Source organism: Pseudescherichia sp. (assembly GCF_031998825.1).
Classification (GTDB): domain Bacteria; phylum Pseudomonadota; class Gammaproteobacteria; order Enterobacterales; family Enterobacteriaceae; genus Pseudescherichia.
In genome coordinates this window covers 39,042-62,937 of record NZ_DAMACX010000003.1, presented here as the reverse complement: position 1 = coordinate 62,937, position 23,896 = coordinate 39,042, and the positions used below count along the sequence as shown (strand labels likewise).

Annotated in this window: 23 protein-coding genes; 5 read left to right on the top strand and 18 right to left on the bottom strand. The window is 57.9% G+C overall.

Going from position 1 to position 23,896, the window contains the following annotated elements; genetic code table 11:
- Window positions 1–51 precede the first annotated feature (51 nt).
- Window positions 52–1,182, top strand: a complete 1,131-nt coding sequence (gene nrdB / locus RTP97_RS02250; RefSeq protein WP_312410471.1) for a class Ia ribonucleoside-diphosphate reductase subunit beta — start codon at window positions 52–54, stop codon at window positions 1,180–1,182.
- Window positions 1,182–1,436, top strand: coding sequence for a class I ribonucleotide reductase maintenance protein YfaE (gene yfaE / locus RTP97_RS02245; protein ID WP_312212259.1), 255 nt, complete (start codon window positions 1,182–1,184; stop codon window positions 1,434–1,436). Before nrdB ends, yfaE begins: the two co-directional genes overlap by 1 nt.
- 86 nt (window positions 1,437–1,522) lie before the next feature.
- On the opposite strand, the gene RTP97_RS02240 is transcribed toward yfaE, so the two are convergent.
- The 3 genes from RTP97_RS02240 to RTP97_RS02230 all read right to left on the bottom strand — a co-directional run bounded on the left by RTP97_RS02240 (window position 1,523) and on the right by RTP97_RS02230 (window position 5,189).
- Window positions 1,523–1,960 (bottom strand): helix-turn-helix domain-containing protein, encoded by a 438-nt coding sequence (locus RTP97_RS02240; RefSeq protein WP_312410469.1) that lies wholly within the window; start codon window positions 1,958–1,960, stop codon window positions 1,523–1,525.
- A 354-nt stretch (window positions 1,961–2,314) separates the two neighbouring features.
- Complete coding sequence (glpT, locus tag RTP97_RS02235; RefSeq protein ID WP_312410467.1) at window positions 2,315–3,664, bottom strand: glycerol-3-phosphate transporter; 1,350 nt, start codon at window positions 3,662–3,664, stop codon at window positions 2,315–2,317.
- Window positions 3,665–3,989: 325 nt separating this feature from the next.
- Window positions 3,990–5,189 (bottom strand): nicotinamide mononucleotide deamidase-related protein YfaY, encoded by a 1,200-nt coding sequence (locus RTP97_RS02230; protein ID WP_312410465.1) that lies wholly within the window; start codon window positions 5,187–5,189, stop codon window positions 3,990–3,992.
- A 124-nt stretch (window positions 5,190–5,313) separates the two neighbouring features.
- On the opposite strand from RTP97_RS02230, the gene RTP97_RS02225 reads away from it, so the two are divergent.
- Window positions 5,314–6,480, top strand: a complete 1,167-nt coding sequence (locus tag RTP97_RS02225) for a transposase (RefSeq protein ID WP_312410463.1) — start codon at window positions 5,314–5,316, stop codon at window positions 6,478–6,480.
- Between the two features lie 123 nt (window positions 6,481–6,603).
- Here the strand turns inward: RTP97_RS02225 and RTP97_RS02220 are convergent, their stop codons facing one another.
- The 8 genes from RTP97_RS02220 to RTP97_RS02185 form a co-directional block, all read right to left on the bottom strand.
- Window positions 6,604–7,146 (bottom strand): YfaZ family outer membrane protein, encoded by a 543-nt coding sequence (locus RTP97_RS02220; RefSeq protein WP_312212266.1) that lies wholly within the window; start codon window positions 7,144–7,146, stop codon window positions 6,604–6,606.
- Between the two features lie 116 nt (window positions 7,147–7,262).
- The gene (gene menE / locus RTP97_RS02215) at window positions 7,263–8,633 is read right to left on the bottom strand and encodes an o-succinylbenzoate--CoA ligase (protein WP_312410461.1); all 1,371 of its coding nucleotides are present in this window, start codon (window positions 8,631–8,633) and stop codon (window positions 7,263–7,265) included.
- Window positions 8,630–9,592, bottom strand: coding sequence for an o-succinylbenzoate synthase (gene menC, locus RTP97_RS02210; protein WP_312410460.1), 963 nt, complete (start codon window positions 9,590–9,592; stop codon window positions 8,630–8,632). Before menC ends, menE begins: the two co-directional genes overlap by 4 nt.
- Window positions 9,592–10,449 (bottom strand): 1,4-dihydroxy-2-naphthoyl-CoA synthase, encoded by an 858-nt coding sequence (menB, locus tag RTP97_RS02205; RefSeq protein WP_312410459.1) that lies wholly within the window; start codon window positions 10,447–10,449, stop codon window positions 9,592–9,594. Before menB ends, menC begins: the two co-directional genes overlap by 1 nt.
- A 13-nt stretch (window positions 10,450–10,462) precedes the next feature.
- Complete coding sequence (menH, locus tag RTP97_RS02200; protein ID WP_312410458.1) at window positions 10,463–11,221, bottom strand: 2-succinyl-6-hydroxy-2,4-cyclohexadiene-1-carboxylate synthase; 759 nt, start codon at window positions 11,219–11,221, stop codon at window positions 10,463–10,465.
- A complete protein-coding gene (menD, locus tag RTP97_RS02195; protein WP_312410456.1) occupies window positions 11,218–12,888 on the bottom strand; it encodes a 2-succinyl-5-enolpyruvyl-6-hydroxy-3-cyclohexene-1-carboxylic-acid synthase in 1,671 nt (556 codons plus the stop codon). Before menD ends, menH begins: the two co-directional genes overlap by 4 nt.
- A gap of 148 nt (window positions 12,889–13,036) precedes the next feature.
- A complete protein-coding gene (gene elaB / locus RTP97_RS02190; protein WP_103819015.1) occupies window positions 13,037–13,339 on the bottom strand; it encodes a stress response protein ElaB in 303 nt (100 codons plus the stop codon).
- Window positions 13,340–13,392: 53 nt separating this feature from the next.
- Complete coding sequence (locus RTP97_RS02185; RefSeq protein WP_312410455.1) at window positions 13,393–13,866, bottom strand: GNAT family N-acetyltransferase; 474 nt, start codon at window positions 13,864–13,866, stop codon at window positions 13,393–13,395.
- A gap of 60 nt (window positions 13,867–13,926) precedes the next feature.
- Here RTP97_RS02185 and rnz point away from each other — a divergent pair, with 60 nt between their 5' ends.
- Together rnz and RTP97_RS02175 are read left to right on the top strand one after the other, a co-directional pair.
- The gene (gene rnz / locus RTP97_RS02180; protein WP_312410454.1) at window positions 13,927–14,844 is read left to right on the top strand and encodes a ribonuclease Z; all 918 of its coding nucleotides are present in this window, start codon (window positions 13,927–13,929) and stop codon (window positions 14,842–14,844) included.
- A 75-nt stretch (window positions 14,845–14,919) separates the two neighbouring features.
- Window positions 14,920–15,924 carry a chemotaxis protein gene (locus tag RTP97_RS02175; RefSeq protein WP_312410452.1) on the top strand — a complete coding sequence of 335 codons (1,005 nt, stop codon included), beginning with the start codon at window positions 14,920–14,922 and terminating at the stop codon, window positions 15,922–15,924.
- An 83-nt stretch (window positions 15,925–16,007) separates the two neighbouring features.
- Here the strand turns inward: RTP97_RS02175 and RTP97_RS02170 are convergent, their stop codons facing one another.
- The 7 genes from RTP97_RS02170 to nuoJ all read right to left on the bottom strand — a co-directional run bounded on the left by RTP97_RS02170 (window position 16,008) and on the right by nuoJ (window position 23,870).
- Window positions 16,008–16,610 (bottom strand): hypothetical protein, encoded by a 603-nt coding sequence (locus RTP97_RS02170; protein WP_312410449.1) that lies wholly within the window; start codon window positions 16,608–16,610, stop codon window positions 16,008–16,010.
- Between the two features lie 10 nt (window positions 16,611–16,620).
- On the bottom strand, window positions 16,621–17,961 hold the full coding sequence (locus tag RTP97_RS02165; RefSeq protein ID WP_312410447.1) for an AAA family ATPase: 1,341 nt from the start codon (window positions 17,959–17,961) through the stop codon (window positions 16,621–16,623).
- A 159-nt stretch (window positions 17,962–18,120) separates the two neighbouring features.
- The gene (nuoN, locus tag RTP97_RS02160) at window positions 18,121–19,578 is read right to left on the bottom strand and encodes an NADH-quinone oxidoreductase subunit NuoN (protein ID WP_312212275.1); all 1,458 of its coding nucleotides are present in this window, start codon (window positions 19,576–19,578) and stop codon (window positions 18,121–18,123) included.
- A gap of 7 nt (window positions 19,579–19,585) precedes the next feature.
- Window positions 19,586–21,115, bottom strand: a complete 1,530-nt coding sequence (gene nuoM / locus RTP97_RS02155; RefSeq protein ID WP_312410444.1) for an NADH-quinone oxidoreductase subunit M — start codon at window positions 21,113–21,115, stop codon at window positions 19,586–19,588.
- A 66-nt stretch (window positions 21,116–21,181) separates the two neighbouring features.
- On the bottom strand, window positions 21,182–23,023 hold the full coding sequence (gene nuoL, locus RTP97_RS02150) for an NADH-quinone oxidoreductase subunit L (RefSeq protein WP_312212277.1): 1,842 nt from the start codon (window positions 23,021–23,023) through the stop codon (window positions 21,182–21,184).
- Window positions 23,020–23,322, bottom strand: coding sequence for an NADH-quinone oxidoreductase subunit NuoK (gene nuoK, locus RTP97_RS02145; protein ID WP_312212278.1), 303 nt, complete (start codon window positions 23,320–23,322; stop codon window positions 23,020–23,022). Before nuoK ends, nuoL begins: the two co-directional genes overlap by 4 nt.
- Window positions 23,319–23,870, bottom strand: a complete 552-nt coding sequence (gene nuoJ / locus RTP97_RS02140) for an NADH-quinone oxidoreductase subunit J (protein ID WP_103819008.1) — start codon at window positions 23,868–23,870, stop codon at window positions 23,319–23,321. Before nuoJ ends, nuoK begins: the two co-directional genes overlap by 4 nt.
- Window positions 23,871–23,896: the final 26 nt, after the last annotated feature.

Here is a 23,896-nt window from a genome sequence, read left to right as displayed (position 1 = left end):
CGGCAAGCTCTGCGCCGCCGGGCGCTACCATTTTTGACAGGACTTCCATTCATGGCATACACCACCTTTTCACAGACGAAGAACGATCAGCTGAAAGAGCCGATGTTTTTCGGCCAGTCGGTCAACGTCGCCCGCTACGATCAGCAAAAATATGACATCTTCGAAAAGCTGATTGAGAAACAGCTCTCCTTCTTCTGGCGTCCGGAAGAGGTTGACGTCTCGCGCGACCGCATCGACTTCCAGGCGCTGCCGGAGCATGAAAAGCATATCTTCCTCAGCAACCTGAAGTATCAGACGCTGCTGGACTCCATTCAGGGCCGCAGCCCGAACGTGGCCCTGCTGCCGCTGATCTCTATCCCTGAGCTGGAGACGTGGGTCGAAACCTGGGCGTTTTCCGAGACCATCCACTCGCGCTCCTACACCCATATTATCCGTAACATCGTTAACGATCCGGCGATCGTCTTCGATGATATCGTTACCAACGAGCAGATCCTCAAGCGTGCAGAGGGTATCTCCCACTTCTATGACGATCTGATCCAACTGACCAGCTACTGGCACCTGCTGGGCGAAGGGACGCATACCGTCAACGGCCAGACCGTGACCGTGAACCTGCGCGAGCTGAAGAAGAAGCTCTACCTCTGCCTGATGAGCGTTAACGCGCTGGAAGCTATCCGCTTCTACGTCAGCTTCGCCTGCTCCTTCGCCTTCGCCGAGCGCGAGCTGATGGAAGGCAACGCCAAGATCATCCGTCTGATCGCCCGCGACGAAGCCCTGCACCTGACCGGCACCCAGCATATGCTGAATCTGCTGCGCAGCGGCGTAGACGATCCGGAGATGGCGGAGATCGCTGAAGAGTGCAAGCAGGCGTCTTACGATCTCTTCGTGCAGGCGGCACAGCAGGAGAAAGAGTGGGCAGAGTATCTCTTCCAGGGCGGCTCAATGATCGGCCTGAACAAAGATATTCTCTGCCAGTACGTGGAGTACATCACCAATATCCGCATGCAGGCGGTGGGTCTGGATCTGCCGTTTAAAACCCGCTCGAACCCGATCCCGTGGATCAACACCTGGCTGGTCTCCGACAACGTGCAGGTTGCACCGCAGGAAGTTGAAGTTAGCTCCTATCTGGTGGGCCAGATCGATTCGGAAGTGAACACCGACGATCTCAGCGATTTCCAGCTCTGATGGGAGCGGTGACGCTGCGCATCACTGGCGCACAGCTGCTGTGCCAGGATGAACATCCGTCGCTGCTGGCAGCGCTGGAGTTCCACAAGGTCAAGGTTGAGTATCAGTGCCGGGAGGGCTACTGCGGCTCCTGCCGCACCCGCCTGCTTGCTGGCCAGGTTGAGTGGCTCACCGAGCCGCTGGCCTTTATTCAGGCAGGGGAGATCCTCCCCTGCTGCTGTCGTGCAATGGGCGATATCGAACTCGACCTGTAATTAGCAGCCGAAAAATATAAAAAATCCCTGAGCATATATATGTTCAGGGATAAATTTCCGGGTTGACATCACTCACGCCGGAATAGCTAACTCTCCGTTATTTTCTCAGGGCTGCGCTGGAGTTCACTGACCCTGTAATAGATTGGCGTAATATCAACGTAGTTAATGATATAGCCGCTTCCCCTGACGTTGACGATAAAATCATCCGGTAATCCCAGCAGGCTAAGGCGTCGGTTAAGATTTTTTAATACCTGCCACAGACGCTGGCTCGACGGCACCAGATCGTTCTCTTCCCACACCACGCGCAGCAGCTCTTCGCGCGGCACCGTCGTATGACGGGCATGCTGTAATAGATAAACAAAAAGATGCAGCATCGTATGGTTAAATAATACCGAGCCAAAGATAAACGATTTATCGGCGTGTCCCTGCGGCAGGCGATAAAGCCTTCGGTTTTCAATTTCAAAGTGAATTTCTTTGCCTATTACGTAACCGTATAGCCGATATCCCATCGTATCTTTACTCATATCTTTTAAAACTGTCCGTAGAGTGCCGTTCGATCCTTATTTCATAAGTCGTACTGATAATAAGAACGATTATATGGCGATAGTGAATACTTTCAACATACAGCCCGGCGCTTATTTTTTCACGCCACCGTACATGTAAATAAATTATTATTCGACGTTAACAGCAATATTTAGCGTTAAATAGTGAAAAAAGGTAAACAGAGAGTCACACTGGGTCATCCAGGATCGTTGCGCGGATCATCAACATAATCTATTGATTTTACATGGTTTGTAAGAAGTAAATGCTACGTGAACCTTACCTGTTTCCTGGATACAAAAAAAGGGCCTTGCGGCCCTTTTCTGTTTTAATACTTATTAACGACGCGCCAGCACCTGCGCATGGTGACGTTTTTCACCGAACATCACCACCGTGAGCAGTAATACCGCCAGCACGCTCCCGCCAATCATCACCATGAAGCCACCGTCCCAGCCGAAGAAGTCAACGGTGTAGCCGACAATAGCACTCGCCGCGACCGAACCGCCCAGGTAACCAAACAGGCCGGTAAAGCCTGCCGCCGTGCCTGCCGCTTTTTTCGGTGCCAGCTCCAGCGCGTGCAGACCAATCAGCATTACCGGACCATAGATCAGGAAGCCGATAACAATCATGCAGGCCATATCCACGCCAGGGTTACCCGCCGGGTTGAGCCAGTACACCACGGTAGCGATAGTCACCAGCGTCATAAAGAAGACGCCCGTCGCACCACGGTTACCTTTAAACACCTTATCCGACATCCAGCCGCATAGCAGCGTGCCAGGGATCCCCGCATATTCATACAGGAAGTAGGCCCAGGAGGATTTATCCAGCGCAAAGTGCTTCACCTCCCGCAGGTAGGTTGGCGACCAGTCGAGGATGCCGTAACGCAGCAGGTAGACAAAGACGTTTGCCACCGCGATGTACCACAGCAGCTTGTTGGGCAGCACGTACTTCATGAAGATCTGTTTGGCGGTCAGCTCCTCCTCATGCTCTTCGCTGTAGTCATCCGGATAATCATTTTTATACTCTTCAACAGGCGGCAGCCCCTGGGACTGCGGCGTATCACGCATCAGCGCAAAGGCAATAATCGCTACTACAATCGCGCCAAACGCCGGCATATAGAGCGCCGCCTTCCAGTCGTTGAACCACGCCATCCCCAGCAGGAACAGCAGGGGCGGAATGCCGCCGCCTACGTTATGCGCGCAGTTCCACACTGAAACAATACCGCCGCGCTCTTTCTGCGACCACCAGTGAACCATCGTGCGTCCGCATGGCGGCCATCCCATCCCCTGGAACCAGCCGCACAGGAAGAGCAGCACAAACATAACGGCAATGCTTGATGTCGCCCAGGGTACAAAGCCCATAAATAGCATCACCGCTGCCGCCAGAATCAGACCCGCAGGCAGGAAAACGCGCGGGTTAGAACGATCGGATACCGAGCCCATAATGAATTTGGAGAAACCGTAGGCAATGGAGATGCCCGACAGCGCAAATCCAAGATCGCCGCGCGAAAAGCCCTGCTCCACCAGATAAGGCATAGCAAGAGCAAAGTTTTTGCGCACCAGGTAGTACGCCGCGTAGCCAAAGAAGATGCCGATGAAGATTTGCCAACGCAAACGACGGTAAAGCGGATCGATTTCTGCCTTTCCCAGGCGCGCCTGATGTGGCGCTGGTTTAAAGATACTGAGCATGTAGCCTCCGTGGCTAAGTATTAAATTTGTAGGGGTTTAAGTGCCTCACCACTCCAGCGAGGCGGCGATGTTAAGGAATATCGGTAATTGTTACTGTGAATCCACGCACAGATTGTTACAGAAATATGACAAAAATGCGCAAAAAGGCGCATTAAGCCACAAATATATTTTCGAATTACGCTCGGTATCGCTCACAATCAAACAAAATCAGCGTTAACAGGACTGAACGATCGTCAAACGAACATGCGGGAAGAGGAAGGAAAGCGTACGAGATGTCCACGAGCAGACGCTGTGAACATCCCATGATGCTACTGGTGCAGGTGTATCACGCCACAAACAGGGAATCGACGACGTTTACCCAGCCGTGATCGCTGGCGACCTCTTTACCGCTGAGCCAGCGGCGCAGCATGTTCAGAGCCATCATGGCGCACACCTCCTGGCGCACCGCCACGCCGTGGCGTCCGGTGGTGAATTTAACCCGCAGAGCATGGACGCCCTGCGGCGTGGCAAGGGCAAAGTTAATATGCTCTTCGTCCAGCCCGCCAACGGACAGCGCCAGCCCGGCCAGATGACGGTTACGCAGCTCGGCTGCCCAGCGTGCGGTCTGCTCCAGCGTGTCGGCCTGGAACGGCAGCACCTCACTCGCCAACAGCGGGGCGGAAGCGCGGGAGAGCTGTAACGCCAGCAGGCCGCTGGTAAACTGCTCGCTGACGGTCAGGCTCAGCTGCTGCTCACGCATCTTCTCCGCCAGCAGGGCCGGTAGCCCCTGGGTGCCTTCAAAGATCAGGCTTTCGCCAGCGACGCGCTGCACCTCTGGCCACAGCGCTTCCATTGCCTCGCGCTGCTCCGCCGGGCCGGTTAGCTTCAGTTCAATAATCGGCATGGACGAGCGATAGCCCATCACCACCCCTTCCGGCAGCTGAAGGTGATCGAGACTCTGGGCCAGATCGCTCTCAGAGCGGCCAAAGGTGGTCAGGCGCAGACAGACTGGCGGCAACGGCAGGCTAAAACGCTCCCGCAGGCGCGGCAGGATCTCCTGCTGCACCATCACCTTGAATTCAGAGGGTACGCCCGGCGTAAAGAACATCAGGCAGCGATTGAGCTTGACGGCAAAGCCGCAGGCGGTGCCCACCGGATTATCGATCAGCTCCGCGCTGGCCGGGATCTCCGCCTGCTTGCGGTTGCTGGGCGCCATCACGCGTCCGCGTTCGGTAAAGAAGCGCTCCATGTGGCTCAGCCACTCTTTATGCAGCACCAGCTCTTCGCCCGCCGCGGTCGCCGCCGCCAGGGCGCTGAGATCGTCGCTGGTCGGCCCCAGTCCGCCGTTCACGATAAGAACGTCAGCCTGTTCGCTGCGCTCGCGCAGGATAGCGATCAGATCGTTAAGGCTGTCGCCCACGGTATTGCGGCGCGTCAGCGGCAACCCTTCGGTGAAAAATAGATCGGCAAGCCAGGCGGCGTTAGTATCAACAATCTGGCCGTGCAACACTTCATCGCCGGTAGACAGCATTTCCACATTTATCATCAAATTGTCCCCTGAAGAACTTGCCCGGTCAGGCGGAAAGAAAAGGGGGTGCTAAATAACCCGACTTCTTTTTGTTTGGCCACTATCAATACCTCTTACATTTTTGCGTGTATTTTGTACAGTCATGAAACGCGCCTACAAATACAGGTTTTACCCAACACCCGATCAGGCTGAGCTACTGGCTCAGACGTTTGGCTGTGTGCGTTTCGTCTATAACAGCATCCTTCGCTGGCGCACTGCTGCCTGGTATGAGCGCCAGGAGAAAATCGGCTATATGCAGGCCAGCGCACGCTTGACAGCTCTGAAAAAAGAACCCGAATTTGCCTGGCTGAATGATGTTTCCAGCGTACCGCTCCAGCAGGCCCTGCGCCACCAGCAAACCGGATTCTCAAACTTCTTCGCCGGGCGTGCCAGATACCCAAAATTCAAAAGCAAGCGCCATAAACAGGCTGCTACCTTCATGAATACGGCGTTCAAATACCGCGACGGCGCGTTGTACATGGCAAAGAGCACCGCCCCGCTGGACGTGCGCTGGAGTCGTACGCTACCGTCTGCGCCGTCCTCCATCAACATTACCCGCGATGTCGCCGGACGATATTTCGTCTCCTGCCTCTGCGAATTTGAACCTGCATCACTGCCGTTCAGTCCGAAAACGACCGGCATTGATGTTGGTTTAAAAGATTTATTCGTCACCGATAGCGGATTCAAATCCGGCAATCCCCGCCATACCGCTAAATACGCGGCACGCCTGGCGCTGCTCCAGCGCCGGTTAAGCAAAAAGGCCAGAGGCTCAAAAAACCGCGCCAAAGCCCGCATGAAGGTTGCCCGGCTCCACGCGAAAATTGCCGATTGCCGTCTGGATGCCCTGCACAAGGCCACCCGCAAACTGATTAACGAGAACCAGGTTGTTTGCGTCGAATCCCTTAAAGTGAAGAACATGATCCGTAACCCGACGCTGTCGAAAGCGATAGCAGACGCAGGCTGGGGCGAATTTATGCGCCAGCTAAAGTATAAAGCCGAATGGGCAGGGCGTAGCGTGGTCGCCATTGACCCGTTTTTCCCGTCCTCAAAACGCTGTAGCTGCTGCGGCTTCACCCTGCAAAAAATGCCTCTTAACGTGCGTAAATGGTACTGCCCGGAATGCGGGGCAGATCATGATCGCGACATTAACGCGACCCGTAATATCAAAGCTGCCGGGCTGGCAGTGTTAGCCCACGGAGAGCCTGTAAATCCTGAACCGCATAAAGCGGCTCAGGTCCGGCTCGGTGAAGTGGGAATCCTCTCCCTTTAGGGCGGGGAGCAGTCAACTCCGTACTCTCCCTTACCTGTTGTCGGAGTACTATAACGCATGGGGAAATAAATAGGGGCAGGATCCAGCAGAGGAAAAGGCGCGGCAGATCGCCGCGCCAGGGGATTAGAAGCTAGCGTTAACCCCAACGTAGGGGCCATCGGCAAGCGCATTATCGCGGTTACCGTCTTTACCCGCCAGGTTCAGGTAACGATAGCCCGCTTCAATGCTCAGCGGACGCATGATAGTCCAGCGCGCACCGGCGTTGGCTTCCTGATAGCTTTCGATACCGCTGGAGAGCGAATCCGGAGAGTAGTAGTACTCGCCAAACAGGCGGAAGCTGTCGCCGATCGGCCACTGCAGGCCGCCGCCAACCGCTGCGGCATAGCCTTCATCGCCGTCGTTTGGATTGGTATAAATACCTTTACCGCCAACTGTCGCCAGCATCGGGCCGAGCGGAATATTAAGACCCAGACCCAAGCCCGCAGCATCGCCGTCGTCGTCGCTGTGCGTCCAGTTGCCGCTTAACGCCAGGCCGCTGGTTTCAGTCCCAAACCCGGCCGCCAGGTTAGTGTAGTGCTCCCCTGCCTGACCGCTGAGGCTCAGCGCGCTGGCCGATGCCGATACCAGCATCAGGCTGGCCACTCCCCACAAAATTCTCTTATCCATTGCCCTTTTCCATACAAAAAATGTAATACGCCCCAAAACCGGCACAGTGTACAAGCCTTTACTCCCTGCCGATGGGCGAAAAGTGTTTTACACGGTTTAGCGGCGCAGGGGAAGTGCTATCCGTCGCGCAGAGTCTGCTGAACCCAGTCGGTCAGCGACCGGCGGGAGATTTTAATCCCCCCGCCGTTAAGGCGTTCGGGCAGGGTCAGCCAGTGCACCGGCTGCTGGAAGCGGGCAAGTTTGTCGTTGACCCACTCCGCCAGCGAGTCGATTGCAAAGCCGCTGGCGCACTCCACTACGGCGACCGGACGCTGGCCAAATTCGTGGTCAGCCAGCGGCACCACAAAGGCCTGCTGCACGTGGGGATGGGCGACAATGACCCGCTCCACCTCCTCGGGCTGGATCCCCTCCCCGCCGCTGAAAAAAAGATTATCCACTCTCCCGAGCACGCTTAGCCGCTCGTTATGCAGCACGCCGCAATCGCGAGTGGCAAACCAGCCCTCGGCGTTAACCAACGGGATAAGTTCACCATGACGCCAGTAGCCTGCGGCCATACTCTCGCCGCGCAGCCATATCTCGCCGTTGACGACTCGCACCTCGCGTCCCGGCAGCGGCTGGCCGACATCTGGCTCACCGTCGGCTGTTTTTGCACACACCGTAGAGGCAAACTCGGTCAGCCCGTAGCCGCACCAGGTGCGGATCCCATGCTCGCTGGCGCGGGTGGTAAGCTCAACCGGTATGGCCGCGCCTCCCAGTAATACTGCCTTCAGGCTTACGCCAGCGTTCTCATTAAGCAGCCGCCAGAGCTGGGTCGGCACGAGCGAGGCGTGGGTACACCCCTCCAGCGCCTGCGCCAGAGGCTGTTTGTCGCGAACCGTCAGCCGCCCACCCGCCAGCAACCAACGCCATAAGATACCCTGCCCGGAGACATGAAACAGTGGAAGAGAAAGCAACCAGTCATCCTCCTGACCGTAGGGCAGCAGGGACAGCACGCCGCGAGCGCTAGCTAAGTGCGCAGCAGCGGTATGTACCGCGGCCTTCGGCAGACCGGTAGAGCCGGATGTTAAGGTCATGGAGGTTAGCCGCTGCGGCTGCCAGCTGACGGCACCCCTGCCTTCTGCTTCGCTTAACGTCAGCGCCGTAAGCTCGATGCCGCGCCAGTTATCACCAAAGCTCAATGTATGTTGTAACGAAAGCGACGGCAGCAGTTCTGCCAGCAGCGCATCGGGCAGCTGGGGGTTAATATGCAGCACCCGCGCCCCGCACTGGAGCAGCGCCAACCAGGCCAGCAGCGTCTGCGGTGAGTTGCCGGCGCGCAGCAGCACGCCATCTCCTGGCCGAACGTTCTGCCGGGCAAAGCCCACCGCCAGCGCATCGATGCGTGAACAGAGCGCACGCCAGCTGAGCGTTTCGCTATTCAAACGCACGGCGGCGGCGTCGCCCCGCTTCGCCCGCCAGTGACGCCAGGGCCAGTCGGCAAAGATCATCGCAACGGCTCCAGGGCAGCAAAATCAAGGCATGGCAGAATGCTGCCCGGCCAGCGGCGAACCTGCTGAACCTGCATCAGGCTCAGGGTATCGAGACCCGGAATGGTCTGCGGCGTCAGCCAGGCGGCAATTCGCGCCAGCTGGGTCAGGCCGAGGCTTGACTCAATGGAGGAGCTGATCACCGCCGTCAGCCCCAGCGCATGCGCAGCCTGCACCTGCTCGCGAACCTTCTCCAGCGCACCGGTGAGCATGGGCTTGATCACCACCGCCTTGACTCCCGCCTCGGCGACAAGCGCAAAATCAGGTTCGCGGAGGCTCTCATCCCAGGCGATGGCGATCCCGGTATCATGGGCAAAGGCCAGCGAGTCGGCACAAGTTCGGCACGGCTCCTCCAGGAAAGCGATGCGGGCGCGATGCTCTGGATGGATATACTTCGCAAACTGCTGCGCTTTTTGCGGGGTCCAGGCACGGTTAGCATCCAGCCGCAGCTGAAGATCGGGCAGCGCTTCGAGCAGCAGATTGACCACCATACCGTCACGCACCGCTTCATAGAGTCCCACCTTCACCTTCGCGACCTTCTCGCCGGGCATAGCAGCAAGCTGAAGCACCAGCTCGTCAGGGTCGCCGGTGCAGAGCGGCGCGGCGCGATAGTCCGCTGCCTCAGGTAAGGTTTCGGCCAGCTCCGCCTGCGCGCAGCTTACGCCAAAGGCTACCGACGGCATCGCCGGTAGTACATCGTCACCCTCCAGCCAGCGATCGACCCAGCCCAGCAGGGCGATCTTCGCCTCGTCCCGGGTTTCACGACTGAAGCCCGGCAGCGGAGCAATTTCCCCCCACCCTTCGCGTTGACCGTCACCCAGACAGAGATAGAGACCTTCGCGGGTTTTCAGCCGCCGCTCGCGCAGCACAACCCCCGCGTCCATCGGGATCTGCCAGCGGTAAACCTGCGCCCGGCGCATTACGGATTCCGTTTAAACTTGCTGAAGTCTGGCTGGCGCTTCTCGTTGAAGGCGTTGCGTCCCTCCTGCCCCTCTTCGGTCATGTAGAAAAGCATGGTGGCGTTGCCCGCCAGCTCCTGAAGTCCCGCCTGGCCGTCGCAGTCGGCGTTGAGGGCCGCCTTCAGGCAGCGCAGCGCCATCGGACTGTTTTGCAGCATCTCGCGACACCAGCGCACCGTCTCTCTCTCCAGGTCGGCAACCGGCACCACGGTATTGACTAGCCCCATGTCCAGTGCCTGCTGCGCGTCGTACTGACGACAGAGGAACCAGATTTCACGCGCTTTTTTCTGTCCAACAATGCGGGCCATGTAGGCTGCGCCCCAGCCGCCGTCGAAAGAGCCCACCTTCGGGCCGGTTTGACCGAATACCGCATTTTCTGCCGCAATGGTCAGATCGCACATCATATGCAGGACGTGGCCGCCACCGATCGAGTAGCCCGCCACCATCGCCACCACCGGTTTCGGACAGGTGCGGATCTGGCGCTGGAAATCGAGCACGTTGAGGTGATGCACTCCGGAGTCATCCTGATAGCCGCCGTAGTCGCCGCGCACCTTCTGGTCGCCCCCGGCGCAGAAGGCTTTCTCACCTTCGCCGGTGAGGATAATCACCCCAACCGCATCATCGTAGCGGGCGTCCGCCAGCGCCTGAAGCATCTCCTTCACCGTTAAGGGGCGAAACGCATTGCGCACCTGCGGCCGATTGATGGTGATTTTGGCGATGCCGTCCGCGGATTTGTGGTAGCGAATGTCGCGGTAGCCTTCAGAACAGTCCTGCCACTCTATTGGCGCGTAAAGCATGGATTCATCGGGGTAGATCATCAGAGTTCCTTAATCAGTAGCGCAAAATGTGCGCCAGACAGGCCGCCGCCCCGCCAGGGTTTTCCCGGTGGGCATTGTGTCCGGCGTCGTTAATCAGCTGGCAGGGAGCCGCAAGCTCTGCACCGAGGGCGCGAAATTTGTGGTCGTGCTCGCCGCACAGGTAGTGAATGGGGAAATGGCACCGTCGCAGCGCCGGACGGAGATCGGGCTGCACCGCCAGCGAGGTCGCCTCCAGCATCGCAGCCAGCGCCGCGCCGCTGTTCTCGCTGCGTAGAGTCACCAGCGTCTGGCGCTGTAACGCAGTCAGTCCGGCAAAAACCGGCTGCCGGTACCAGTCATTAAATACGTCTGCAAGCGGCTCCTTGCGAAAGCGCTGCGCCCACCGGGCATCAGAGAGCCAGCGTGCCTCGCGGGCGTCGGAGTGGGTGAGTCCGGGATGGCCGCCTTCCACGATTAAACCCTGCAACCCGGCAGGTTTTTGACATGAATAGTGCATAGCGATGCGGCCCCCGAGGGAGTAACCCACCAGCCAGTATTTAAGTATGTTGTAACTAATAAGGGTGGCGCTCAGCTGCAAACACACTTCGTCAAAGTCGCGTGCGAAAACCGCCGATGAGCCGCCGTGACCGGGAAGATCGATATAGAGCCGAGGGTGGCGGGAGAAACGCTCCCCGACTGCCATCCACTCCCGGCTATCGCCAGCGAAGCCATGCAGGAACACCAGCCAGGGCAGGTCATCCTGTCCCGCTTTTGCCACCGCATGGAGGATCATAGCTGGCTAACCTGGGCAAGGAGCTGCTGCAAAGTTTGCGCCCCCTCCTGTGGATCAACCACTAGCTCAATAAGCGTCGCCTGAGGCGTGCGCCAGGCTCCCGCGAGCGCCGACTCCAGCCCGGCCCAGCTCTCTGGGCGATGGTAGGCTAAACCGAACATTGCCGCCGCATGGTCAAAGTGAACGTTCTGCGGCATCAGGTAGAACTGCTCGCGCTCGGCCTGCGGGGTCGGCAGCAGAGAGAAGATCTGCCCGCCGTTATTGTTCACTACAATCAGCACAAAGGGGGCGGAGACCTGGCGCAGCAGCGCCAACGCGTTGAGATCGTAGAGCGCAGAGAGATCGCCCACCAGCGCCAGCGTCGACCTTGCGGTGGCCCGCTGCACCCCGGCAGCAGTTGAAAGCAGGCCATCAATGCCGCTGGCACCCCGATTGCTGTACACCGGATAGCCCGCTGGCAGCTGCCCAAGCGCATCCACCAGGCGTACCACCAGACTATTGCCAAGGAAGAGCTGCCCCTGATCCGGCAAAAACTCCGCCAGACGGTGGGCCAGCTGCGCTTCTCCCAGGGTTTCACGTCGGGTCGCAACGGCCTGCCACGCCCGCTCCGCCAGGGTTGGGATTGCCGTATACCACGGATGACGCTTTTCGGCCGGGTGCAACGCCAGCCACTCGCCAACGCCGGATAGCAGCCGTCGTCCGCGATGGTGCGCCGGATCGAGGCGGCCTGGAATATTATCAACCAGCCAATACTCCTCTGGCGCGCAGGTTGCCTGCCACTGCAACAGCCGTTTCCCGGTCAGGCTGCTGCCCAGCTGAATGACGATCTGCGCCTGAGCCAGCTCGCTTACCGCGCTGGCGTTTCCCAGCCACAGATCGGCGCAGGGCAGCGGCTGTCCGGTCTGAGAGAGCACATCGCCAATCAGCGGCCAGCCCAGAGTCTGCGCCCACTCGGCAACCCGTTTGCCCTCGGCGGCACTCATCCGCCCGGCCACCACGACGCCGCGCTTCTGCCGCCAGAAGAACCAGTCGCGCTGCTTCTCACTCTCGCGACGGATCTCCTCCCGCAGCCACGGACGATCGCTCTGCCACCAGCTGCCCAGCGCGCCCTGCCACTCGAGGCCGGAATCATCCAGCTCGCCATAGAGCGGCTCCGCAAAGGGAGAGTTGATATGCACCGCGCCGCCGTGCAGCGATCCAAGCGCGTTATCCAGGGTAGAGACCAACCAGCGGGCCGGGATCTCCCGAGCCGGGCGCGGCAGCGAGAGTGTCTGTGCCGGATGCGAGGCAAACATCCCCGGCTGGCGAATCGCCTGATTCGCGCCGCAGTCAATAAGCTCTGGGGGACGGTCGGCGGTCAGCAGGATCAGCTTTTCACCGGTCAGTCCGGCCTCAATCAGCGCGGGGTAGAGATTAGCCACCGCCGTTCCCGAAGTGACAATCACCGCCACCAGCTGCTGGCTGGCCTTTGCCAGCCCGAGCGCCAGATGACCCAGCCCGCGTTCGTCAAAATGGGTGTGGTGAATAAACGCCTTATTCTGCGCGGCCGCCAGGGTGAGCGGCGTCGAGCGGGAGCCGGGCGCGATGCAGACGTGTCTGACCCCGTGCCGCGCCAGCGTTTCGAGGATAACTTCCGCCCAGCGCCGGTTGAATGAGCTTGCTAACATGAGTTTGTCCGGTATCAAGAATACGGACCAGTATACGGAAACGCAGAGGCGGGATTTTTGATGTAAATCGGTAAGGCGTGAGGAAGCGAGAAAAAACAGCGGGCGCTGCCCTTAAGACAGCGCCCGCATCGAAAAGACCGTTACGGTATTAACGACGCAGCAGCAGGCCTAATACCAGGCCAGCAGCGGCACCGATACCCACGCCCTGCCACGGTTTTTCATGCACATAATCATCTGCACGGTATGCCGCCTGCTTAGCACGCACATAATAGGTGTCGGATGCCTGGCTCACGCGGTTTTTTACATCGTGCAGGGCCTGCTCGGCGCGTGCTTTCAGCTCGACATATTTCTGGTCGGCCGGATCGCCGGAGGAGCGTAGCACTTCTTCCAGCGTGTCGCTTAGCAGGGTCAGGTCGTCATCGATACGGGTACTCGTAAATTGGTTAGACATTAGGTTTCTCCATGTTTTGCACCTGTCAGCTAACTATAGACAATGACTTGCGGTTACGCCTGGTCAACTTTACCTGTGATTTCACGCGCCATACCAATATGAGGAATGCCATCTTCGTCGTAGACGTCGGTCACCGGGATGAAGCCAAAGTGGCGATAGAAGCTCTGTAAGTGCGCCTGCGCACCCAGATATATCGGGCTTTGCGGCCAGTTTTGGCTACAGCAGGCAACCGCCCTTTCCATTAGCTGGTAGCCCAGTTTTTCTCCCCGTACCGCAGCGCTAACGATGACGCGGCCAATCACTACCGGGGCAAAATCATCATCGCTTTTCAGAATCCTCGCATACGCCACCAGCTCGTTATCGCGCCAGCCAAGCAGATGCCGGTTTTCGCCAACCAGATCGTCACCGTCGACGTCGAGATAGACGCAGTTCTGCTCAACGACAAAGACTTCGCAGCGCAGCTTCAGCAGGGCGTAGAGTTCAGAGACGGTTAATTCAGAATGATGCAGGTCTTGCCAGCGGATCATGGTGCGCTCCTTTTTATACGTAGCTCGCTATAATAAGGCTTTTACCGACCCAGAGCGCATATGGAACTGATATTTTTAGGCACCTCGGCAGGCGTTCCCTCGCGTTCGCGAAACGTCAGCGCGGCGCTGCTCAATCTCCGTCACCCGACCCGGCCCGCACTGTGGCTGGTGGACTGCGGAGAGGGTACCCAGCAGCAGATGCAGCGTACCGCATGGCATCCCGGCAAGCTGGATCGCATATTCATTACCCATCTCCATGGCGATCATATCTTTGGCCTGCCGGGCCTGCTTTGCAGCCGTTCAATGGCGGGAAACGTCCACCCGCTGACTATCTATGGCCCCAAAGGGCTACGGGAATTTATCGACACCGCGCTGCGCCTGAGCGGCTCCTGGACCGACTACCCGCTAACGGTGGTAGAGATTGAAGAAGGCCCGGTGGTGGATGATGGCCTGCGCCGCGTCACCGCCGTTGCCCTTAACCATCCGGTGGAGTGTTACGGCTATCGCATCGAGGAGCACGACAAACCCGGCGCGCTTGACGCCGCTGCGCTAGTGGCGCAGGGCGTCAGGCCCGGTCCGCTTTTTCAACGTCTCAAAGCTGGCGAGAGCGTCACGCTGGAGGATGGCCGACGCATCAACGGCAAAGATTTCCTCGCCCCCGCCGTGCCGGGCAAAAAATTGGCGATGTTTGGCGATACCGCCCCCTGCCCCGGTGCGCTGACGCTGGCCCGTGGCGTGGACGTGATGGTGCACGAAACGACGCTGGAGGCGGAAATGGAGGAGAAAGCCAATAGCCGGGGTCACAGCTCGACGCGTCAGGCGGCGCAGCTGGCGCAGGAGGCGGGCGTCAGCAGGCTGGTGATGACGCACATCAGCTCACGCTACGATGATGAGGGCTGCCAGAGACTATTAGCAGAGTGTCAGGCCATCTTCCCCGACACGCTGCTGGCAGAAGATTTTGCGGTGGTCGAAATTTGATGTAAAACCCACCTCCACTTTTTCCTCAGCGTGCCGATAACTGTCTAAACGCAGGTATTTCACTCTGAGGGCATAATGGATAGTTTCCAGAAAGACATCGATGACAGGGCTAATCTCACCCTGTCCAACCGCTTTGAGCTGTTACTGTTTCGCCTTGGCACGTCTCAACATGAACAGAAATCGGAACTCTACGGCATCAACGTATTTAAGCTGCGTGAAATTGTGCCCATGCCTGTGTTTACCCGCCCTGCCGGGATGAAATCGCCCCTGCTGGGAATGGTCAATATTCGCGATCAGGTGATCCCGGTGATCGATCTCCCTGCCGTTGCGGGCTGCAAACCCACTACCGGTTTGAACATTCTGCTGATTACCGAGTATGCCCGTAGCATCCAGGCCTTTGCCGTCGAGTCGGTGGAGAACATTACCCGTCTGGACTGGAAGCAGGTACATACGGCGGAAAAGGCAATCAACGGCCGTTACATCACCAGCATCGCCTGCCTCGACGAAGAGAAAGACACCAATAACCTGGCGCTGGTGTTGGACGTTGAGCAGATCCTCTATGACATTGTACCGTCCGATCATGATGTACACGCCAACAATGCCGCAGTACAGAAATTCAATATTAAACCGGGCGCGGTGGCGATCGTCGCCGAGGATTCAAAGGTAGCGCGCGCGATGCTGGAGAAGGGTCTGGAGACCATGCAGATCCCAAACCAGATGCACGTGACCGGCAAAGACGCGTGGGAGAAGATCCAGCTGCTGGCCCAGCAGGCGGAAGCCGAAGGCGTACCGGTAAGCGATAAGATTGCTATGGTGCTGACCGACCTCGAAATGCCAGAGATGGATGGCTTTACCCTGACGCGCAAAATCAAAACCGACCCGCGCCTGAAGCACATTCCGGTGGTGATCCACTCCTCGCTCTCCGGCAGTGCCAACGAGGATCACGTCCGCAAGGTGCAGGCCGACGGCTACGTCGCCAAGTTTGAGGTTACCGAGCTGTCGGCGGTACTCAAAGAGGTCATGGATCGCGCCTCGAGCAAGGCCAACGGTCCGCTGATTAGCCATAAACAGGCAGTGTAACCGATTAACGCCTGATGGCGCTGCGCTTATCAGGCCTACGAAACGGTAGGCCGTACCAGCACCGCGCTATCCGGCTTCATCCGCTAGTCGGCGTCTAATAGAAAATAGCGATAGCTAAAGTCATCTAAAATGTCCGTATCCGGATCGCGCTGCAAATAGTGCTTAAGTTCTTTTTTACGGATAGTCATCCTGGCGCCAACGTTGAGTCCGTAAAGCTTAATCGTTGTCTCCGCGCGTAGTTGATTCTCGGCCGATGCCAACGGGTTAGGTTTTATCTCTCCCGTTAAGTAGTCTGCAATAAAATAGTCCTCAAAGGCATAGCCTTCTGCATCGGCAATCAATAGTGCATCGTCATATTGTTCGCGTTTCTCGCTCTGGCAGCGATCGCAGCAGGGGTAAAGGTTCTCCCACTGGTAAGCCAGCCGGTGAAACTCTGGCCTGCTTTTAGGACGAAAATGCTCCAGCGTTTCACGACTCATGGCACCTAAATCCCCGCCGTCACAAAATGCGCAATGGTTGTTGGTCATAACCAGGAGCAACTCACGCGTCTCTTCATAACGAAACTTTGTAAACCAATAAAAGTTATATTTCGGATTAGCTTTCTTTGCTGCTTCATACCGCAACCCTAAAGCTTCCCAGCATTCGGTTAAGTAGTCAGGACAAGCCGGACGGATAAAGGGATACATGAAATCGTCCTTATTTCTTACCCAGTAGCCGGGTCATCTGCCGCAGCTCCATACTTACCAGCGTCGCCAGCTCTTCACTTTTATCGCGAAGAGTTTGCGCCAGCGTCATCACTCTGGAATCATCCTGCGGGTTTTGCAGGTAGTGGCGTATAGCGAGTTTAAACGCGTGTAGCTGACGTTCGGTTTCGACATCAAACTCTTCGTCAATATCGAAAATTTCAGCGAGGATCAGCTGATAGCTTTTCCCCGCACCGGATTTAATGGCTTTTACGCTCTCGGGCACGCTGGCATCACGACAGATATTGCGCTCCAGCTCGGGTAAGCGATAGACATAGGCATCCTCTACCGATCCAACCACAAAGGGGGAGTGTGTTGAAACAAAAACCTGAGCGTTAGGCAGGAGCTTTTGGATCGCGGGTAGGATCCGTCGCTGCCATTTGGGATGAAGATGAATATCGACTTCATCAAGGAACAAAATCACCGGCTGAGAGAAAATATCCCGCTGCGTTTTCCAGGGGATGGCCTCAAGACGCAGGGCCATATCGCCTATCCAGCTGATAATCGATTTCAGCCCCTCCGGAAGCGTATCCAAATTGACCCGCTGACCAGCAAGCCCGACCTTCACTTCCAACGGATTTCTTTGCAGATGAAAGGTTAACTCAAGCTGACAGATATCGTTCACAAATGTAGTAATACGGTTTATCGCCGTATCATACTGCCTGGCCTCTTCCTCTGAACCATCATCTCTGGCGAGCGCGGCCTGCGTTCGGTTATTAGCAATCCACTGTGCCAGCAGTTGAGGACGAACGGTTTGGTCGAACGAGAGCGCTTTATCAAACGGTGACTGGATAATGTTTTGAATGGCGGAAAAGACATAGCCGGTCTGGGCGGCCCGGCTGCCTGAATAGGCAAGCGCTGCATAGTCAAATGTTTGAGAAGTGATGCTTTGGTTCATGTCCAACCATGGTCGATTTTTCCATGCTGGATGCTCTAAAGTTTCAGCAATGCGGTAATAGTAGGCCTTATCTTCAAGCAGCATATTACTGAGTTTCTCTTCGGCTTTAACACCATATCCTCCGGCTGCGCCGCAAAAGCGAAAATTCACTTTGCTGGTAACGCCGTGATAGCGTTTCCTGACCAGATCGTCGCCTCCCTGTCCTGGGTTTAAAATCCCCGCCAACGCATACAGCACCGTGCTCTTGCCGCAGCCGTTTGGCCCGGTAAAGATATGGATCTCCGCTTTTGTCGCATCCTCTGTTTCACTCACTATTTGCGGAAAGTCAAAATGGGTGTGTTCAAAAACGCCGATATCTCTTAGCGTAACGCTCTCAATCCTGTAAGGCTGTCGCATGGCGGGTTCCCTGAAGTTAGCTTCAATGCATGCGGCATATTACACCCTGGCCGAGTAAGGTTGTCATTAGCGTTTCAACTATGCGCGGCAGTACGCAATTTGCAAAAGACGAAAAAAAACGCCGACAAGTCGGCGTTTTTTTTTGGTATTACCACACGGTTACATCAGCGGCTGGGCCATCTGTACCAGGCTGATCAGCGGCTGCGGGTAGACACCCAGCAGCAGCACCAGCAGCGCAGAGATCAGGACTACAATCCCACCCGCGCTGTAGGCCCAGTCGGACGGCGCATCGCGGTTGAGCTGCTGCGGCGCATTGAGGTAGAGGCTCACCGCTACGCGCAGGTAGTAGTAGAGGCCGATAGCCGAGCCAATCACGACTGCCGCCGTCAGCCACCACAGGTGAGCATTCACACCCACCGCCAGCACGTAGAACTTACCGATAAAGCCGAGCGTCATCGGGATCCCCGCCAGGGAGAGCATCATCACCGTCATCACCGCAGAGAGGATCGGACGGTGCCAGAAGAGGCCACGGTAGGAGTAGAGCGAATCGGCATCCGGGCCACGGTACGGGCTGGACATCAGGCTGACCACGCCGAATGCACCGAGGCTGCTGAACAGGTAGCCCGCCAGGTAGACGCCTACGGTCTCCATCGACATCTCGCCGCTCTGCAGGGCAATCAGCGCCACCAGCAGATAGCCGAGGTGAGAGATAGAGGAGTAGCCGAGCAGACGCTTGATGTTGGTCTGGCTCAGGGCCATCAGGTTACCGAAGATAATCGAGGCGAAGGCGATAATGCCCAGCACCACGCGTACGGCTTCGCTCTCACCTACCGGCGCGTAGAGGAACAGACGCATCACCACGCCAAAGATGGCGATCTTGCTGGCGGTTGCCAGGAAGGTGGAGACCGGCGCAGGCGCGCCCTGATAGACGTCCGGCGTCCAGAGATGGAACGGCACCAGCGACAGCTTGAAGCCAAGGCCGACGATCATCAGGCCGAGACCGATCAGCAGCAGCGGCTCGTGCAGCATGCCGTCACCGAGGCTCTTACCGATGGCCAGGAACGACAGGTTACCGGAGTTGGCATACACCAGCGCCATACCAAACAGCAGGAACGACGACGCTGCGGCAGAGAGGATGGTGTACTTGATGCTTGCTTCCAGAGAGCGCTTCTGGCGGAACGCGTAGCCAATCAGGCCGAACAGCGGCAGCGAGATCAGCTCGATGCCGAGGAACAGCGCGGCAAGATGGTTAGCGTTGGCCAGCAGAATGCCACCGAGGGCGGCAATCAGCACCAGCAGGTAGAACTCCTCTTTATTATCTTTGTACCCTTCCAGCCACGGGTAGGCAAAGGTACAGGTCGCAAGGCTCGCCAGCAGCACCAGCCCGGTATAGAGCATGGAGAAGCCGTCAACGCGCATCAGCGGCGTCACGTCCATGGCTCCCGCCTGGCCAACCAGCCAGAGCGAGACCAGGGCGGCGTTCAGGCCGACAACGGCAATCGTGGCGTTCAGGAAGTGGTTGCGTCGCCACGCAATGGAGAGCATCACAACCACCACCGTCAATCCGACGATCAGCAGCGGTAGCAGCGCGATCAGGTGTTGTGGAGTAAGTGTCATATGCGCTTTACGGCCTTGTAGTAGTAACGGAATTAACAAACCACTGCTGGATATTGCTCATCGCAGAGTGCGAGGTATCCAGAATCGGCTGCGGATAGATGCCGAGCAGTACCAGAAGTACTACCAGCAGCAGGATGATGAACAGCTCACGCAGCGACATCCCTGGCAGTTCTTTAGCGGCAATTTCACTCTTCGCCTTACCGAAGTAGGCGCGGTGCAGCATCGCCAGCGAGTAGACCGAGGCGAAAACCAGACCAAAGGTCGAGATCACGGTGATGACCGGTACGACGCCGAAGCTGCCGAAGAGGATCATAAACTCGCCCACGAAGTTACCGGTACCCGGCATCCCGAGGGTGGCGACGGCAAAGAACATCGACAGCGCTGGCAGCCACTTAATTTTGCTCCACAGGCCGCCCATCATGCGCATATCACGAGTATGCAGACGCTCATAGAGCTGGCCGCAGATGATGAACAGACCGGCCGCAGAGAGACCGTGAGCAATCATCTGGATCACCGCACCCTGATAGGCGAGCTGGCTGCCGGTATAGATGGCGATCAGCACGAAGCCCATGTGGGAGACGGAGGTGTAGGCGATCAGACGTTTAATATCGGTTTGGGCAAAGGCCATCCACGCGCCGTAGAAGATACCGATTACACCCAGCCACATCGCAATAGGCGCAAACTCGGCAGAGGCGTTCGGGAACAGCGGCAGCGCAAAGCGCAGCAGACCATAGGCCGCGGTTTTCAGCAAAATCCCTGCGAGGTCAACGGAACCCGCGGTCGGTGCCTGGGAGTGCGCGTCCGGCAGCCAGCCGTGCAGCGGTACGACCGGCATTTTCACCGCAAAAGCGATGAAGAAGCCCAGCATCAGCAGGTACTCTATGCCGTGAGACATCGGGGTGTTCAGCAGCTGCTCGTAGTTGAAGGTCCAGACGCCGGTGGCGTTATAGTGGACAAACACCAGCCCAAGGATCGCAATCAGCATCACCAGCCCGCTCGCCTGGGTGTAGATGAAGAACTTGGTGGCCGCCGTGATACGCGTTTTACCATCGGAGGCCTTGTGGCCCCAGAGCGCGATCAGGAAGTACATCGGCACCAGCATCATCTCCCAGAAGAAGAAGAACAGGAACATGTCGATGGCAAGGAACACGCCGATCACGCCACCCAGGATCCACATCAGGTTGAGGTGGAAGAAGCCCTGGTATTTTTCGATCTCGCGCCATGAGCAGAGTACCGCCAGCACGCCGAGGAAGCCGGTCAGGACGACCATCAGCAGCGACAAACCGTCCAGCGCCAGGTGAATGGTGATACCAAAGCGCGGGATCCACGGCAGCACAAACTCAGACTGCCACTGCGGCAGACCTGCAGCCTGGGTAAGAGAGTAGCCGCCCTGCATCCATAGCTGCAGGGAAAGCGCCAGCGTCAGCCCCATTGTTACCAGCGCGATCCAGCGCGGCACCTTCACGCCGAAGCGTTCAGTTTGCCAGCACAGGAAGCCGCCGATAAAGGGAATCAGTATTAGCCAGGGTAATAACATGGCGATATTTGTTCCTTGTTAAAGTCTAAATTGCCCGGTGGCGCCAGCGCTTACCGGGCTTACCGATTAACGCAATACCACCAGCAGGGCGAGCACCACGACCGCACCAACGCTCATGGATGCCACATACCAGCGTAGCTGTCCGTTTTCGCTGAACAGCAGGCCTTTCCCGGCAAAGCGGGAGAGAATAGCCGGCGTGTTCATCAACGCATTCAGCGGATCGCGCTTAATCAGCCACGCAATGCCGAGGAAAGGTTTAACGAAGATTTTGTCATACAGCCAGTCGAAGCCCCAGGCGTTGTACCACCAGGTGCCCAGCAGACGACCCGGTGCGCTGTTGGCAATGGAGGTGACCAGCGTACGCTTACCCAGCCACAGCCATGCGGCAATCAGGATCCCGGCGATAGCGACCACGCCCGAGGTGATCTCCAGCGTCAGCACGCGGCCGTGCTCAAGCTCGGTAGTATCCGGCAGCACGCCCTGCAGCGGCGGTACGATCATCGCCCCAACGAAGGTCGAGAGGACCAGCAGCACAATCAGCGGCAGGTGGTGGGTAATCCCCTTCCCGGCGTGGGCATGGATCTGCTCTTTGCCGTGGAAGACGATAAAGATCATCCGGAAAGTATAGAGCGAGGTCATGAACGCACCCACCAGGCCCGCCACCATCAGGTTGATATGGCCGTTCGCCATCGCCCCGGCGAGGATCTCATCCTTACTGAAGAAGCCCGCGGTGATCAGCGGCAGAGCCGCCAGCGCCGCACCGCCTACCAGGAAGCAGACGTAGACCAGCGGAATTGATTTACGCAGCCCGCCCATCTTGAAGATGTTCTGCTCGTGGTGGCAGGCAAGGATCACCGAGCCAGACGAGAGGAACAGCAGCGCTTTAAAGAACGCGTGGGTCATCAGGTGGAAAATCGCCGCATCCCATGCCTGCACGCCCAGCGCGAGGAACATATAGCCAATCTGGCTCATGGTGGAGTAAGCGAGAACGCGTTTGATGTCGGTCTGTACCAGCGCCGCAAAACCGGCCAGCACCAGAGTAACCGCGCCGACGATCCCCACCAGATGCAGGATCTCCGGGGTCATCAGGAACAGGCCGTGGGTACGGGCGATCAGGTAGACACCGGCGGTAACCATCGTCGCGGCGTGGATCAGCGCCGAGACCGGCGTCGGGCCAGCCATCGCGTCCGCCAGCCAGGTCTGCAACGGCAGCTGCGCGGATTTACCGACCGCACCGCCCAGCAGCATCAGCGTCGCCCACGTCAGCATGTTGTTACCCGCTTCGAAGTGCGCAGGTGCCAGCTCGACCATCTCGCGGAAGTTCAGCGTGCCCAGCTCGGTGTAGAGAATGAACAGTGCGAAAGCGAGGAAGACGTCACCCACACGGGTCACGACAAACGCTTTCATTGCCGCCGCACCGTTCTTCGGATCGGTGTAGTAGAAGCCGATCAGCAGATAGGAGCAGAGGCCTACGCCTTCCCAGCCGAGGTACATCAGCAGCAGGTTGTCCGCCAGCACCAGCACCACCATGCTCGCGATGAACAGGTTGGTGTAGGCGAAGAAGCGGGAGTAGCCCTCTTCACCGCGCATGTACCAGGAGGCGAACATGTGGATCAGGAAACCAACGCCGGTCACCACCGAGAGCATAGTCAGCGACAGGCCGTCCAGCACCAGGTTAACGCCGATGTTGAAATCGCCCACCGCCATCCAGGTCCACAGCGGCTGGCTGAAGGCCTCGCGTCCGTTGTTAAAGAAATCAACGCCAGCAATCACCGTTACCAGCGCCGCCAGCCCGACGGAGCCCATCCCCACCGCGGCGGAGAGGTTTTCCGACCAGCGGCCACGGGAGAACGACAGAAGCAGAAAGCCAATCAATGGCAAAATAATGGTTAAGGCAAGCATGTTCATCCACGCAACTCACTTACTGAATCGATATTCAGGTTCTGGCGACGGCGATGCAGCTGGAGCAGCAGCGCCAGGCCAATACTGGCTTCCGCTGCCGCAAGGCTAATCGCGAGGATATACATCACCTGGCCGTCGGTCTGGCCCCAGTAGCTGCCCGCGACGACAAAAGCCAGCGCGGCGGCGTTAATCATGATTTCCAGCCCAATCAGCATGAACAGCAGGTTGCGGCGGATGATAAGCCCCGTCAGCCCGAGCACAAACAGAACGGCGGCAAGGATCAATCCGTGTTGTAAGGGGATCATACGTGCTCCTCCGTTTTTCTTTTCGCATCTGCCGGACGGTTGCTGAGCACCTCGCCCGGACGCTCTTCGCGGCCAACGTGGAAGGCCACAACCAGACCGGCCAGCAGCAGCATCGACGCCAGCTCAACCGCCAGAACGTATGGCCCGAACAGGGTAATACCTACCGCTTTCGCGCTAATCGAGGTGCCATCAATGCCCTGATCGTTAACGGTGAGGATGGCGTAAACCATCACCACCAGCAGCACGGCAGAGACCAGCCCCGGGCCGATCCACACCTGCGGCTTCAGCCACTGGCGCTCCTGCTCAATCTCGGCTCCGCCAAGGTTAAGCATCATCACCACGAATACGAACAGCACCATGATGGCCCCGGCGTAGACGATGATCTCCAGTGCCCCGGCGAAGTAGGCGCCAAGGGAGAAGAAGACCCCGGAAATCGCCAGCAGGGAGACAATCAGGTATAGCAGCGCATGCACCGGATTGGTGTGCGTGATCACGCGTAGCGTAGTCACGATGGCAACAAGGCCACAGATATAAAAAGCGAACTCCATTGCCCCTCTCCTTACGGTAACAGGCC